Below are 15847 nucleotides of genomic sequence, written 5' to 3' on the forward strand. Positions count from 1 at the left end.
AAACCTTAAAGTAAAACGCCTTTTAAAAATAATACAGCAAAACTGAAGTAAATAATCAATCCGGTTACATCAACCAGGGTTGCAACAAACGGAGCAGAAGAAGTTGCAGGGTCGGCACCTAGTTTTTTAAGCAAAACAGGCAGCATTGAACCACTTAAAGAGCCCCACAATACGACAAAAACCAACGATACACTTATTGTAGCGGCTATCAAAATCCAATGTTCACCGTAAACGTTTGGGGCGGCAACATGCCACACCAGAATGCGCAAGAAACCGATTAAACCCAGACACAAACCCAGTAAAAAGCCGGATATTATTTCCCTACGCATAACAAGCCACCAATCTTTAATCGTAACTTCTCCTAAAGCCATCGCCTGGATTATTAAGGTAGAAGCCTGCGAGCCGCTATTACCTCCGCAAGAAATTATGAGCGGAATAAAAAGCGCCAACACGGTTGCCTTGTGTATTTGACCTTCGAAAAACCCCATTGCCGTGGCAGTAAGCATTTCTCCAATCATTAAAATTGCAAGCCAACCCACGCGTTTTTTTACCAGATTAAAGATGGTTGTATCCAGGTAAGGCTCATCGAGCGCTTCCGTACCACCAATTTTATGCATATCCTCGGTATACTCCTCGTTTGCAATCCACAAAATATCATCAACGGTTACGATACCCAATAGAATGTTGTTTTCATCAACCACTGGTAAAGCCACCCGATTATTCATTCTAAAGATATTGATGGCATCTTCCTGCGGGTCGTTGGCTTTTAACGCAATAAAACGTTTATCGGTTAACTCGCCAATAATTGCATCAGGGTCTGCCAGCAAAACCTCTCTAATCCTGATGTCATCCAGCAGGGTACCATCTTTATCAATTACGTAAACAACATCAATCGTTTCAGAGTTTTTTCCATACCGCCTTATATGCGACAGCACACGAGAAATGGTCCATTCAGGCTTTACAGCGATGTAATCTGGCGTCATTAACCGCCCAATACTGTCTTCTTTATAACCTAAAAGTGCCAAAGATTCTTTGCGTTCTTCAGGAGGAAGGAGCGTGATCATCTTCTTCACTACGTCACCCTTCAATTCACTAAAAAGTGCTGTACGGTCATCAGGTGGCAAATCTTTTATAATTTGATTCAGCTTATTACCCGAAAGTTTTTTTATTATACGTTCCTGCGTAGGAAAATCCAGAATCCTGAATACATTAACCGCCCGGTTTAAGGAGATTGTTTCTATGAATTTAGCGGCACATTGCGGAAGTTCGTCTATTAGTTGCTCTACATCCGAGATATTCAGTTCGTCCAGATAACGCTTTAACGCCTTATCATCTTCTTTATCAAGTAGTTCCTGAATCTCTTCTACAACCAATTCTTCCATAAACAACCAATTTTTATTACATGCCTAAACCTCTGTAAACGGTTCGCAAAGGTGCGTTTTTATTTTTTAAAAAGCCAATTTTCCCAACTTTTGAAACTGTTTTTAATGAAGCAAATAACAGGTTGCTTTAGTTTCAATTAATTAATTTTTTTATTTTGATTGAGCGTAAATTTTAAACGGTTAGGCAGGCTACAAAGCCTTGCCTGCGGTAGTGCCGTTTGTGTAAGTACGAAAAATTAGAAGAATTTCTCCGAGTGTCTTAGCTGGTTTATGAAAAAACCGGTTCAAGTCTATTCCGGGCATTTAAAAAAGTGTTCCCAGAGGGATTCGAACCCCCATCGGTGGTACCGGAAACCACAATTCTATCCATTGAACTATGGGAACAATCAGCGGCAAATATAGAACTTTACAACAAGAAAATTCAATTTAGCGTGTTAATATGTAAAGAAAATTAAAGCGCCGCTTTATTACACTTTTATCCAGCTTGTTAAGTATTCTAAAGGCAAAGCCTCACAAAAAAATGTCTTTCTACTGTCGAACTTTGACCATTTAATTTTGTTGTCTTTTTAAAACCTGAAATATCAATGCAGATAGATTTACTTAGAAGGAAAATTGGTTTAAACTTTAATGATGGCTTCGCTGAGGTTTGGCTTTGGGCCCCTAATGCGAATAAGGTTAATATTTGCATTCAAAAAACCGAACATCGCCTGGATATGCTAGCGAAAGAATATGGTTATTGGTATTTAAAGACAGAGCAAATCCGGCCTTTCGATGCGTACAGTTTTGAACTTGAGAGCAACACTGATGCGGATAATGCTAAACTAAAGCGTGCTGACCCCGCCTCGATATATCAACATGATGGAATTTTCGGAGACTCTACAGCCTTCGATTTGGGCCGGTTTGAATGGACAGACCAGAATTGGAAGCCGATAGCGGTAAAAGACTATATTATTTATGAGATTCACACCGGCACTTTTACGCCTGAGGGCGATTTTGAATCGGTTATAAACAAACTTGATTACCTTTTAGAATTAGGAATAACTGCCATTGAAATTATGCCTGTAAGCCAGTTTTCTGGCAACAGAAACTGGGGTTACGATGGGGTTTTTCCTTTCGCTGTACAAAATACATATGGCGGCCCGCAACAGTTACAGAAACTGGTAAACGCTTGCCATAACAAAGGCCTTGCGGTTATTTTGGATGTTGTTTATAACCATGTTGGTCCCGAAGGAAATTACTTTAATGATTTTGGAGCCTATTTCACCGAAAAGTACAATACACCCTGGGGCAATGCAATAAACTTTGATGACGCCTATTGCGATGGCGTCAGAACATTTTTTATTGAGAATGCGCTGATGTGGTTTCGTGATTTTCATATCGATGCACTTAGACTCGACGCCGTTCATGCGATAAAAGACTTCAGTCCGAAACATATCCTGGCAGAGCTAAAGCAACACGTAGATAAACTTGCTACAGAAAACAACCGGCCTTACCACTTAATGGTTGAGCTCGATTTAAATGATAACCGCTACATCAACTCGCAGCAACAGGGCGGCTATGGCATGGACGCCCAATGGATAGATGAGTTTCACCATACCCTGCGGGTGGCCGCCGGACAAGAGAAAACAGGTTACTACGCTGATTTTAATGGTATTGAAGATTTAGCAAAAGCCTACAATGATGCCTATGTGTACAACGGCCAGTATTCGGAACATCGTAAAAAAAAGTTTGGGGTGGAAACTGAAAACCCCGGCGAACAGTTTATCGTGTTTTCACAAAACCATGACCATGTTGGCAACAGGATGCTTGGCGAAAGAACATCGACACTCGTAAGTTTTGAGATGTTGAAAGTTATGGCCGGTGCAGTGCTTTGTGCACCCTATTTACCTTTAATTTTTATGGGCGAAGAATGGGCGGAAACTAATCCCTTCCAGTTTTTTATCAGCCACAGCGATGAGGAACTTGTTGAAGCAGTAAGAAAGGGACGTAAAGCTGAGTTTTCGGCTTTCCATATTGAAGGTGAAGCGCCTGACCCACAAGATGAGGCTACCTTTAACCGTTCGAAGCTGGATTGGAATAAAGCAGCTACCGGCATGCATAAGACAATGCTCGCCTATTACAAAACCCTTATTCGATTAAGAAAAGAAAACGCGGCGTTTAATGATTTGAATCGGAAAAACACGCAGGCCAGAGCAATTACCGATAAAAATACCTTGTTTCTTACACGCTCGAGCGAGGAACAAATTATTATTTGCCTTTTAAATTTTTCAAAAAATCAGCAAAATCTACAATTAAACTTGCCAGGCAATATGTCGATTTTGCTAAATTCTGCCACTACAGAATTTGGTGGACCGCAGCCTACAGCAAATGCTATTCAACACAACGGCGAAATCAGCATCGCTCCTGAATCTATTTTAATTTTTTCCAACTAAATGAATAATCCAGTTTCAACCTACCGCATACAGTTTCACAAAGATTTTAATTTCGATGACTTCGAAAAAATCATTCCCTATTTAATAGATTTGGGCGTTGATACGGTTTATGCTTCTCCGATTTTTGAAGCAATGCCCGGAAGCACACACGGCTATGACGTGGTGAACCCACTACGGATAAATCCGGAAATTGGCACCGAAAGCCAGCTTTTGGCCATTTCTGAAAGGCTTAAACAAGCTGGAATAAAATGGCTCCAGGACATTGTTCCAAACCATATGGCTTTCCATGATGCTAACAAATGGCTTATGGATGTTTTGGAAAAAGGTGAGCAATCTGATTATGCTGCTTTCTTCGACATTGATTTCCGGCAGGCAGACGCCCGGTTAATGGTGCCATTTTTAGGCGAAGATTTAGAGGATGCGATTGATAATAAATCGATTCAACTGAAAGAAATTGAAGGAAAATTCTTTCTCGCAACTGCTGATTCTAATTGGCCTGTTAATCTCGAAACAGCAATAAAATTATCAAACGAAAACCTGGCCGAAAGAAATAACCAGCCAGGGTTTATAAAAGAAATTGCCAATGCCCAGCATTACCGGCTTTGCAATTGGCAGGAAACAAATTCGAGGATAAATTACCGAAGGTTTTTTACGGTAAACAGCTTAATTTGTTTGAATATTCAAAATCCTGAAGTATTTGCAACCTACCATAAATACATCTTCGAACTGGTTGATAAAGGAGTTTTCCAGGGACTTAGAATAGACCATATCGACGGCCTTTACGACCCAAAAGAATACCTGGGTAGACTAAGAGAGGCGGTTGGAGATGACGTTTATATTGTAATAGAGAAAATCCTCGAAGCAGGAGAAAGCCTGCCAACAGACTGGAAGATACAGGGAACAACCGGCTATGATTTTCTCTCGATGGTTAATAACCTATTTACCAACAAGAAATCGGAGCAGGAATTTAATAACCTGTACGACGATGTTATTGGCAAAAAACTTGACGCCGAAACGCTGACCCGTGAGAAAAAAACTGCCATTTTATGGAAGCACATGCTTGGCGAGCTGAATAATTTATGTGAACTCTTTACATTATCTAAATTAATTGAGGCTGAGCGATTTACGGCTGAAGAACTAAAACTTGGGCTAGCGGAATTTTTAATCGAAATGCCTGTTTACCGCTATTATGACTACGTTTTCCCTTTAAAAGGAACCAAATTAAGTAAAGTGGAAGCCCTGATTATTCCGGTAATTGAAAATGAGAAGACGACAGCAATAGGCGACATCTTGTATGAAGTATTTATAAAAAATCCGCCGCTGGCAGATAAAAGTTATAATGAAAGGCTGGGGCTTTTTTATAAACGATGTATGCAGTTTACCGGCCCGCTTATGGCGAAAGGCGTAGAGGATACATTGATGTTTACTTACAATCGCTTTGTTGGGCATGCAGAGGTTGGCGATGCTCCCGATGCTTTTGGCCTCTCGGTTGCTGAATTCCATGCTGAGATGGTCGAGCGGCAAGACAAATGGAACTTAAGTATGAATGCCAGTTCAACGCATGATACAAAAAAGGGCGAAGACGTAAGAGCCAGGTTAAACGTCTTGACTGATATTCCTGACCGATGGGTAAATTTCGTAAAAACAGTTCAGGAATCGGTAGAAAGACTACAAGTTAACCACCCCTCTTTTAAGTGGTTACATAAAAACGACGTTTATTTTATTCTCCAAAATCTTGTTGGGGCGCTCCCATTTCCCGGAACCGGCGATGATGATATTGAAAGCAGGCTGCAGGCTTTTATTGAAAAGGCATTGAGAGAAGCTAAAAAAAGATCGGATTGGGCCGAGCCAGATGAAGCCTATGAGGGTGACATGAAAGATTTTGTTTTAAAACTTTTAAATAAAAATAAAAACGGCCAGAACATTATAGAGCGCTTCGTTGCCGATATCGCCGACTTCGCCATAATTAATAGCCTGGCTCAAACGCTGCTGAAATTTACCTGCCCCGGCATACCCGATGTTTATCAGGGTACTGAACTTTGGGATCTTAGCTTAGTAGATCCAGACAACAGGCGACCGGTAGATTATAACCTGCGTGTTGAACAACTTCAATCGATTAAAACAGAAAAAGATCTGGAAAACAGTTGGAACGAAAGATTTTCGGGAAAGATTAAATTGTTTTTAACCAGCAAATTATTGCGCATTAGAGCTGCTGAAAGAGCACTATTTGATACCGGGACGTACATCCCTCTGGCTACGAAGGGAAAGTATGCGGGCAACATTTTCGCATTCGCGAAGCAGCTAAAAGATAATTGGGTAATAGTAGCTGCGCCTCTAGGCATCGCAAAATTAGCTGATGAGCAAAATGTTGCTGCAGAAAAAGTTGAATGGTACGACACCAGAATCGTTTTGCCTAATATTGCGCCTCAAGGCTGGGAAAATTTAATTACCGGCGAGCAAGGTTTCAGGGATATCAATCAAGGTGGGCTGTTGGTAAGCGAATTATTTGCCGACTTACCCGTTGCGGTTATAAAGTTGCTGCCCAAGAAACATTCGCGGTCGGCTGGGGTGTTAATGCACATAACATCGTTGCCATCTGCTTTTGGTATTGGCGACCTCGGGCCCGGTGCGAAGAAATTTGTTGATTTTCTTTATAATTCTAATCAGCGGTATTGGCAGATATTACCATTAAACCCTACCAAAAAAGAAAATGGACATTCGCCATATTCCAGTAACTCTGCATTTGCTGGTAACTTTTTGATGATTAGTCCGCAGGCATTAATTAATGACGGACTTTTAACAGAAAGCGATTGCGACGCAGAGCACGTGGAGGCTACAGATTCCGTCGACTTTACAATTGCAGAAGCTTTAAAAGACAGGTTGTTGAAAAAAGCTTTCTCAAATTTCAAAAACATAAAAAATGATGTTCTTGACAGGGAATTTAAATCGTTTTGTATAACTGAGATGGGTTGGCTCGATAATTTCGCAATCTATACGGCCTTGAAAAAACATCATAATGGAGCTGAATGGTACAAATGGCCTGAACAGTTTAAACGCAGGGAAACGAAAATGTTGTCATCATTTGAAGAGCAGTTTGGACTTGAGATTGAAGAAATTAAGTGGCAGCAGTTTATTTTTTTCAGACAATGGAATAAAATTAAGGCGTATGCCAATGAAAAAAATATTCAAATTATTGGCGATTTGCCCTTCTACCTGGATTATGACTCTGTTGAAGTTTGGTCATCTCCCGAAAACTTTCTTTTAGATGAGCAATTGAATAAAGAACAAGTTGCCGGTGTACCGCCAGATTATTTCAACGCCAAAGGGCAACTATGGGGCATGCCAATCTTTAATTGGGAATTGATGAAAAAAGACAATTTCAGCTGGTGGATGAATCGCCTAAAGAAAAATATGGAACTATATGATTTGCTGCGTTTAGACCATTTTAGAGCGTTTGAATCTTACTGGCAGGTTCCGGCAGGTAGCGAAGATGCGATAAATGGACAGTGGATTAAAGGCCCGGGCGTTAATTTTCTACAGATTGCGAAAGATGAACTGGGCAGTTTGCCTTTTATTGCCGAAGATTTAGGTGAAATATCTGAAGAAGTTGACGATTTAATCCGAAAATTTAATTTGCCGGGAATGAAAGTGCTTCAATTTGCCTTTGATGAACATTTGCCAGAATCGAGCCACGCAACACATAACTTTACGTCGACGAATTGCATCGTTTATTCGGGCACGCATGATAACAACACTTTAAAGGGCTGGTTTAAAAACGAGACGGACGCAGCCCTGCACAATCGATTATCAAAATATGTGGGTTTAAGCGTTACTGAAGAAAATATAAATGAGGTAGTAATGCGCTTGTGTTATTTATCAATTGCCTGGCTGGCCGTATTACCATTGCAAGATATTCTGGGATTGGATGAGCGGGCCCGCATGAATACGCCCGGTACCAATGAAGGGAACTGGAACTGGAAAATAGCTGAAAGTCATCTCAACAAAAATATAAGCGAACGCTTAAGTCTTAACGTTGCAATGTTTGGGCGATAACAACTAATCCAAACAACTGAAGCTTAGCAATTAAAAGTTTGAAAACAAAGCGAGCGCTCTATGGCAGGTAGAATACTTCATCCAGCGGTATAGAAATGGGCGAATTGTCTGCATTGCTTTCCATAATATCGCCCATGTACATCCACCATTTCTGCATTATAGGCTGCGCCGGCAATTTTTCCAACAACGTTGGATCCGCAATCTTCAAAACCGCGAAGAGGTCGTTTGTAGATTTGTCGTGGAAAATTGAGTAGTCGGCAATCCCTGTGTCGGTTAAAAGTGATGCCAGTTCCGGCCATATTTCATCATGGCGTTTTTTATATTCAGCTTCACAGCCAGCAAACAACTTCATTTTGAACCCAATCCTTACCATAACGTCATTCTTTAAATATTATAGCAATTTATTTTTTAGAAACAACAATCACAATGAAGCTGAACTTGGGCATTTTAACATTCGCCTTGCCATTTTTCACATCAATTGACGACGTTTTTGGAATAACATTATCCGGGTTTTGCAGACTGTTCATCGTTGAAAGTACATCACTCTGAAGCGTGTATGTAACTGCTTTTTTCGATATTCCCTTTGCCCCACTAATTACCAAGTCGTACTCTTTTGAAACTGCGGATGTGTTAACCAGCTTAACAATCAACTGCTTTTTCACCTTATCTTCAACTGCATTTGCATAGAGGCTATCCTTTCCGATAATGGTTTTGCCCGCCTTTAAAATGCTTACTACATTCGTGCCCTTGAAGTTAGAATACATTTTTTGCACCCAGTAGTTAGGCGTTGCAACGGAGCTTAAGTTATCAAACCAAATTAAATCAGGGCGCCACTGCCAGGCTTCTACGTGTGCAAGCAAGGGCGCATAAGACGACATTTGAACAAGGTCTGCATTTCGTTCCAAGCCGGTCATAAAAGCAGCTTCCGTTAATGCACTGAACCAGGTATTTCTGGATTCAGGCGCCTTACCTTCTTTATCATGGGCGGCGAATTCGCCGGCGAAAATTCTTGGTCCTTTCCTGTCGTAGTTGTCATATCGACCAGCATTTTTCAAAAACCAGTCTGGCGCCATATAGTAATGTTCATCGATAAAATCGACGTTTGTAAGCTTAAACTTATCCCAGGCAAAATTAAAAAGCTCGCCACCCGCAAAAGGGCCGGCCGCTCCAATTAGTTTTACATTTGGGTATTTGGCCTTTAAAACGGCTTCGAACAGCTTATACTTTTCGATATATTGTGGACCCCATTGCTCATTCCCAACCCCAAGTCTATCCAAATTGAAAGGTTTAGGGTGACCCATTTTAGCACGGAGATTACCCCATTTTGTGGTCGTGTCTCCATTGGCAAACTCTATTAAATCAACTGCATCCTGAATGTAAGGGTCGAGTTCTGTGTTGGCAACAAGCTCTGCAGTATTAAACTGACAGGCCATTCCGCAATTTAAAATGGGCAATGCTTTCGCACCTATATCTTCGGCAAGTTGAAAATATTCGTAGAAGCCAAGCCCAAAAGTTTGAAAATAATCTGGTGCCGGACGGTAATCAAACTCCGTATTCCACCTGTTAATCATTACTTTTCTATCGAAAGGATTGCCGACTGTTTCTTTCCACTGGTAACGGTTAGCAAGGTCTCGGCCTTCAACAATACAGCCACCGGGAAAACGTACAAAACCTGGCTTTAAATCGGCAAGCTTTTGAACCAAATCTTTCCTCAAGCCATTTGGCCTTCCTTTCCAGGTATCTGTTGGGAAAAGAGAAATCATGTCTAAATTTACCAGGCCAGTACCACTAAACACCAGGCGGAACTTAGCTTTTTGAATCGTTTTAGAAGATTTAAAAACTATCGAATAAGTATCCCATTCTGGCTTTAACCCAGTTAATTCTCTTTCGGAGATAATTTTATTGGTTGTATCTAAAAGTTGAACCACAATTTTAGGTTGTGTATCAGAAACAAGCTTTCCGCGTAGCGATAACTTGTAAGTGCCGTTCTCGTGCAGGCCAATTCCTCTAAAACCTTCATTTGTTAAAGAAAAGGTTGCATTATCTGGCTCGATAGAGATATACCGGGCATTTTTCGGATTGCGTAATCCATCATTTATAACGAGCAGTTTGCCTTTTCCTTCTGTACTCCAACCCATTAAAGGATTCGCAAATTCGAAGGAACGGTTCTTGATTAACTCTGCGTAAAGGCCTCCATCTGCAGCGAAATTAATATCTTCAAAAAAAATCCCCCACATTGAAGGTGAAATTTCGGCGATGCTTTTATCTGCAGAAACAACAAGTTCTTCTCTTTTTTGCGCAAAAGAGCAAATTGTGAAAAGTAAAAGTACTATGGTTAGCCTGGTGCTCATTTTATTTTTTTTGATATACCCTAACATAATCTATTTCAAATTGATTTGGAAATTTTGTATCATTTAAACTGCCACCATTTAAGCCTCCCAAAGCTAAATCGAGCAGTAAATAGTGCTTTTGCATAAAGGGATTGGTGCCATCCTCATTTTTCAGTTCATTCAAAGCGATTTTATTCAAAAGAATATCGTCTACGTACAAACTAATGGCTTGATTATCCCAGTCCATTCGCCAGATGTGAAATTTCGATGCCCAATGCTTTCCGCCAAGTTCATCAGTTGATTTAGTTTTGCTAAACCATTTGGGTTTTTTGCCGGCGCCGAGCGAGGCAACATTCGCTAGTATTTTGCCGCGGTAATATTCCATAATATCTATTTCGCCATTGGCAGGCCAGGCGCCACTTTCGCCTAAAGTCCAGAAAGCCGGCCATAAACCATCCGAAATATCTATTCTTCCCCTCATTTCGAAACGCCCATATTGGAAATGCTGTAAGCCCTTAGTAATTAAGCATGCTGAGGTATATTCAATAAATTTATTTTTCTTTCGCCAGTTGCCACTTCCCTCCTCGTACAAAGGATTAAGCTTTTGTTCTTTACGGGCCTCGATAATCAGGAGTCCGTTTTTGCAAAAAGCATTTTCAGGTTGATACCATTGCAATTCTTCATTTCGCACAAAACCTAGTTCATAGGTCCAGTTTTTAGCGTCTGGTACACCGTCTTTTTCAAATTCATCGGCCCAAACCAATTTGAAACCCTCCTTTTGATATTGTTGAGCTGAAACCAAAAATGTATTGAGCGTTAAGCACAAAGAAATCAGAAAAAGCATTTTCAATTTCATTACCAAACCGTTTATTTCGACAATTTATTAAGGATAGGTTTATCGATTGCTGTGATGATTTCCTGCCCGGGCTTTAACAGTTCAAAAACAGCTATTTCATTTTTGCCAACGTGTAACCATTCTTTAGGCACATAAAGTGTCTGTTGCGGCCCGATGGACCAATATTTACCAAGGTTATGCCCATTTACCCACACAATACCTTTGCCCCACTCCGTCATGTCTAAATAGGTATCGCCAACTTTTTCCAGATTAAATATGCCTTTACTGATAGATGGTGCTTCAGGAGCGTTTACAATTGCTTTTTTCGGAGCAATTGCTGAAATGTTGTTGAAGGGAAAACCGAACATTTGCCAGTTCTTGATTTCTTTCCCTGCGAAGATCACTTTTTCGGTTACACCTTTCTTGTTTTCGAGCAGGTATTTTCCATAATTGATTCTCCCCATATTTTCTACAAAGATGTCGAGCGTAACCTCCCCTTTCGGCAAATCTAATGTCAGGCTATCCAAAAGTACTCTTCTATCTAAAACGCCAACACGTTTTTGATTGATGAAAACCAAAGCAAAGTCGCGTAATTGTTTCACCTGCAGTAAACCCTTTCTGCCGCCAGATATTTTCGTTCTGTAAAGCACGTAACCATAATCTTGTTTTAGGTCTTCGAAAGTTAAAGGCTTCTCATTATTTACCCCAGCAGGAAGCACATTAAACAGATTTGACTTACTGATCAGCTTAAAAGGCTTGATGGAAATTGTAGGCTTTGGAGCTGGTATTGCAGGCAAAATTTCTCCTTTTGTCAGATGTTTCTCAATCACTGCCCGGAATTGTCTGAACTTCCCGGTGGCATTTCCAGCTTCATCAAGCGGTGCATCGTAGTCATAACTGCTGATTTGCGGCTCATATGGGGAAACATCCTTATAATTTGCGCCGTTCATGAAACCCCTTGTTGTACCGCCATGAAACATGTACATATTTATGGATATACCGGCGGCCAAAACAGCGTCTAATTTGCCAGTGTACTGTTCTGCGGGGACGGTATGGTGCGGTGCTCCCCACCAATCGAACCATGCAGGATACCACTCGGCGATAAAGTATGGCCCTTTTCCTTCGTGATGTTTATTGAGCATTGCTTTCACACGTTCCGGATCATCCTGACCATTTATAGCCGGAAGCAAGCCTGGCAAATACCCGTTTTTAATATCTGGTTCAGGGTCGCAGGTATATAAAAGCCCATCAAAACCTGCCTCAACAAACATTTTTCTGTTAATGTCTAAATAGTCCTTATCGGCCGCGTAAGAGCCATATTCGTTCTCAACCTGAACCATAAGTACATTGCCGCCATGGTTAACCTGCAACGGAGCAAGCTGCTTGCCAACCTCGTTTATGTATTTCTTGTATTCATTTAAGTATTGCGACTCTTTGCTGCGAACAACCAAACCTTTTTCCGTTTGCAACCAGTATGGGTACCCGCCAAATTCCCATTCAGCGCAAACATAAGGGCTCGGCCTTAAAATCACCCACAAACCCTCCTCTTTCGCAATTTTTACAAACTCAGCAATGTCGTTATTGCCCGAAAAATCGAATTTTCCTTTTTGAGGCTCGTGCAAATTCCAGAAAACATATGTGCCAATTGTGTTTAAGCCCATTGCCCTTGCCATTTTCATCCTTTCTCGCCATGCTTCTTTCGGCACTCTCGGATAGTGAATTTCTCCGGAAATGATTTGAAATGGCTTACCATCAAGCAAAAACTCGTTCTGACCAAGTTCAAAGCTGTGCTTTACTTGCTGACTAAAACCATTTACCGAGCAATAAAAGCACAGTATAAACAAAAGTATCTTTCTCATTTTTAATAGGTTTGGAACTTATGAAAGGCTGACACTAGGGCGGGCAATCCTCTATTAACAAATACTTCCGCAATTGCAGCTGTATTCTCAGTTATTTTTTTCTTTAAAATCTATTTGAAGACGCCAAGGTTCCATTTGTCTGACCATTCAATTTTTATTTTATTATCATCAAATTGTATCGGCAGCCATAAATAGCGGCCATCAATTGCGTTTTTAGGCTCCCATTTATCGGCCATGAAGATGAAGGCATCTTTTTTGCCCGGAGCGGGAAGGATGTAAGTACTCTGGCCGCCAAAAGTCTTATCAGCGCCAGGGCCTACGCAAGGGTTGCCCATATATGTCCAAGGGCCGAAAATAGAATTCGCTTTAAACCACCTCGCCGGATTTGGCGCCCATCCGGTACAACCAGAGCCAACCATATAATAAATCCCGTCTTTTTTAAAAATCGCCGGTGCCTCCGTTTGCTGGCCTACATAGATTCTGATAAATTTTCCGGTGTGGCCTAAATAATCTGGCGTCATCTCTGCCAAATGCAGGGTAAAATTTTCTTCTGATGAAAAAATATGGTAGGCTTTACCATCGTCATCAACGAAAACAGTCATGTCTCTGGCCATTTGACCACCCGGTAAATCGCGGCAGAAAAAGCCATCACTTTTGTTAGCTGGCTTGGCGCAATTCACTTTTTCGCTTTCTGGTGTTTGTGCTGTGTAAAACGGAAGCTTGTCTGCATTTGGGCGATAGCTTTTTACAAAAGTATAAGGTCCTGTGGCTTTATCGGCGGTAGCTACACCTGCTCGGGCAGCTTCGTAACCTTTGCCTAAAAGCTCCAAATGAAACCACATTACAAACTTCTTTGTTTTTTTGTTGTATACCACTTTAGGCCGTTCCAAAATACAACCCTTCGCAATGTCACTTTTTAAATCATCGGAGACTTTAAGCGCAATACCTTCATCTTTCCAGTTGTATAAATCTTTCGATGAATAACAATGAACACCTACTTGTGCGGTGTTTCCTTTCTCACCTTCGATTTTATGCTCGCCGAACCAATAGTATAAACCTTTGCTGTACACAATACCGCCGCCATGAGCGTTAATATGAACACCGTTGTTATCTTTCCAGATTTTGCCGGGATTGAAATCCTGATAAGTTTCCTGAGAAAAAACCTGGTTTTTTGCTATTAGCGTGAAAAACACGAAACTGATGACAAAGTAAAAACGATGAAACATATAAGCCTTAATATAGGGTAATAAATAAACGACAAGTCACAAAGGTGGGAATAAAATAATCGGGCCATCCGAAGACGACCCGAAAAACTAACCAAAATATTTACTAATAACCAGGGTTTTGAGTTAATACAGCATCTTTGTTCAACTGTATTTCGCTTAAAGGAATTGGCAATAATAAAGCCTTTGATGTCAAGCCGGTAATCGGTTTAGAGGCATCGTTCGAGTTTAAACGAAGTGCACGTTCTACAAGGGTTCCGGTTCGCATCAAGGTCATTCTCCTGTTTTCTTCGCCAATTAATTCCCTGGCTCTCTCATCTAAAATGAAATCTTTCGTCATTTCGGCGGCAGTAACCTGTGCAGCGTTCGCTCTGGTTCTTAACACGTTAATGGTTGTGGCTGCATCGCTCGTTTTACCCTGCGCAACCTGTGCTTCTGCAAGTAATAGATAAGTTTCTCCTAAACGCATCAAAATGAAATCCTTTATCATTGCATAACCAAAGGTATCGTTTGGGTCAAAAGCGCCCCATTTTGTTGTACTCGGGCAAATGTTAATTAACGTATCAGGACCAGTAAAAGGAACCTGCTTACCGAATCTTGCTGCGTAAGTAGGGTTTGGATCGTTATAATAATACCTTCTACGGATGTTGTATTGCGAATTACGAATGTCATTTCCTTTGTACAAACCGTACAGAACCCAATTACTTAAACGCAATCTGCCAATTGAGCGACCGCCCAACGAATCGGCTAAAGCCATACCGGCAATGTTATAATAAGCAGCGCCGAATACCCTTCTCTGTTGAGGACTATCGCTGATTCCACCAACAACACTTGCTGGGTTTTCCTGTTCTAATACCCAAATGGCTTCGGTATTGCCCTGCGCTCTTCTTTGATTGCCATACTGGAACATATCAGAATAATAATCGCCTGCCTGACTTGTTTTTACGCCGTAACGGTTTTTGATTAAACTAAATTTTCCGCTGCTAATGATAGCCTGCGCCTGTTGTTCTGCTAAATCAGGTTTGCCAATTCTCAGATAAACTTCAGCTAACAGTTGCATCGCCATAAATTTATTTGCCCTGGCATACATTTTACCTTTCGAATTTGTTTTAACGGCTTCGATATCAGGCAAATTTGCTACTGCATATTGTAAGTCGGCAACGATAAAATTATTTACATCGGCTATTGGAGCACGAACAAAATCCGTTTTCGGACCAGTTAATGCACGGGTGATTAAAGGAACGCCACCAAATAAAGTTGCCAGATTGTTGTATGCGTATGCTCTGAAAAATTTTGCTTCGGCATTTACAAGGCTTTTACCCTTTGTGCTTATTGTGGTAACGCTTGGGTTCTCAATTCCATCTACAATTATGTTGGTTAAATTAATCATGATGTAATTTCTATTCCAGGTACGTGCAGCGCCATTATCTGTTGGTGTTAGCGTTGCATAGTTGTAATATGGAATTTCGACACCTTGCTGGTTATTCGTTGCATTTGCAACATCAGTACCAACCTGCCAAACGCTTGGCCAGCCTTGCTGATCAGACCAGGTAAATAGAGTACTCGTGTGGTTGTACAAGCCAATTAATGATGCTTCAAATCCTAGTGAATCTGTTAGCGTAAGTGGCGTATATGATGAAAAAGGCTTCTCATCTAAAAATGCTTTTTTGCAGGATGAAAATGCTACAAACAGCACTGATAATGATGCAATTATGGTTATATATTTTTTCATG

9 protein-coding genes and 1 tRNA gene are annotated in these 15847 nt (G+C 40.9%); 2 read left to right on the forward strand and 8 right to left on the reverse strand.

The window, feature by feature from the left end; genetic code table 11:
* Nucleotides 1-5 precede the first annotated feature (5 nt).
* Nucleotides 6-1382, reverse strand: a complete 1377-nt coding sequence (gene mgtE, locus ASG14_RS10080) for a magnesium transporter (protein WP_056870919.1) — start codon at nucleotides 1380-1382, stop codon at nucleotides 6-8.
* Between the two features lie 312 nt (nucleotides 1383-1694).
* Nucleotides 1695-1766: transfer RNA gene (locus tag ASG14_RS10085), tRNA-Arg, on the reverse strand.
* Nucleotides 1767-1966: 200 nt separating this feature from the next.
* Between ASG14_RS10085 and treZ the strand changes: the two genes are divergently transcribed.
* Both treZ and treY read left to right on the forward strand, forming a co-directional pair.
* The gene (gene treZ, locus ASG14_RS10090) at nucleotides 1967-3814 is read left to right on the forward strand and encodes a malto-oligosyltrehalose trehalohydrolase (protein WP_056870920.1); all 1848 of its coding nucleotides are present in this window, start codon (nucleotides 1967-1969) and stop codon (nucleotides 3812-3814) included.
* On the forward strand, nucleotides 3815-7867 hold the full coding sequence (treY, locus tag ASG14_RS10095) for a malto-oligosyltrehalose synthase (RefSeq protein WP_056870921.1): 4053 nt from the start codon (nucleotides 3815-3817) through the stop codon (nucleotides 7865-7867).
* A 58-nt stretch (nucleotides 7868-7925) separates the two neighbouring features.
* Here treY and rhaM read toward each other — a convergent pair whose 3' ends face one another.
* The 6 genes from rhaM to ASG14_RS10125 form a co-directional block, all read right to left on the reverse strand.
* On the reverse strand, nucleotides 7926-8240 hold the full coding sequence (rhaM, locus tag ASG14_RS10100) for an L-rhamnose mutarotase (protein ID WP_056870922.1): 315 nt from the start codon (nucleotides 8238-8240) through the stop codon (nucleotides 7926-7928).
* Nucleotides 8241-8268: 28 nt separating this feature from the next.
* Nucleotides 8269-10218, reverse strand: a complete 1950-nt coding sequence (locus ASG14_RS10105; RefSeq protein WP_056870985.1) for an alpha-L-arabinofuranosidase C-terminal domain-containing protein — start codon at nucleotides 10216-10218, stop codon at nucleotides 8269-8271.
* A gap of 1 nt (nucleotide 10219) precedes the next feature.
* On the reverse strand, nucleotides 10220-11053 hold the full coding sequence (locus tag ASG14_RS10110) for a family 16 glycosylhydrolase (protein WP_056870923.1): 834 nt from the start codon (nucleotides 11051-11053) through the stop codon (nucleotides 10220-10222).
* An 11-nt stretch (nucleotides 11054-11064) separates the two neighbouring features.
* A complete protein-coding gene (locus ASG14_RS10115) occupies nucleotides 11065-12891 on the reverse strand; it encodes a beta-galactosidase (protein ID WP_056870924.1) in 1827 nt (608 codons plus the stop codon).
* Nucleotides 12892-13001: 110 nt separating this feature from the next.
* Nucleotides 13002-14117, reverse strand: a complete 1116-nt coding sequence (locus ASG14_RS10120; protein WP_082491500.1) for a glycoside hydrolase family 43 protein — start codon at nucleotides 14115-14117, stop codon at nucleotides 13002-13004.
* Between the two features lie 103 nt (nucleotides 14118-14220).
* A complete protein-coding gene (locus tag ASG14_RS10125; protein WP_056870925.1) occupies nucleotides 14221-15846 on the reverse strand; it encodes a RagB/SusD family nutrient uptake outer membrane protein in 1626 nt (541 codons plus the stop codon).
* Nucleotide 15847: the final 1 nt, after the last annotated feature.

This window comes from Pedobacter sp. Leaf194, from assembly GCF_001423945.1.
Classification (GTDB): Bacteria; Bacteroidota; Bacteroidia; order Sphingobacteriales; family Sphingobacteriaceae; genus Pedobacter.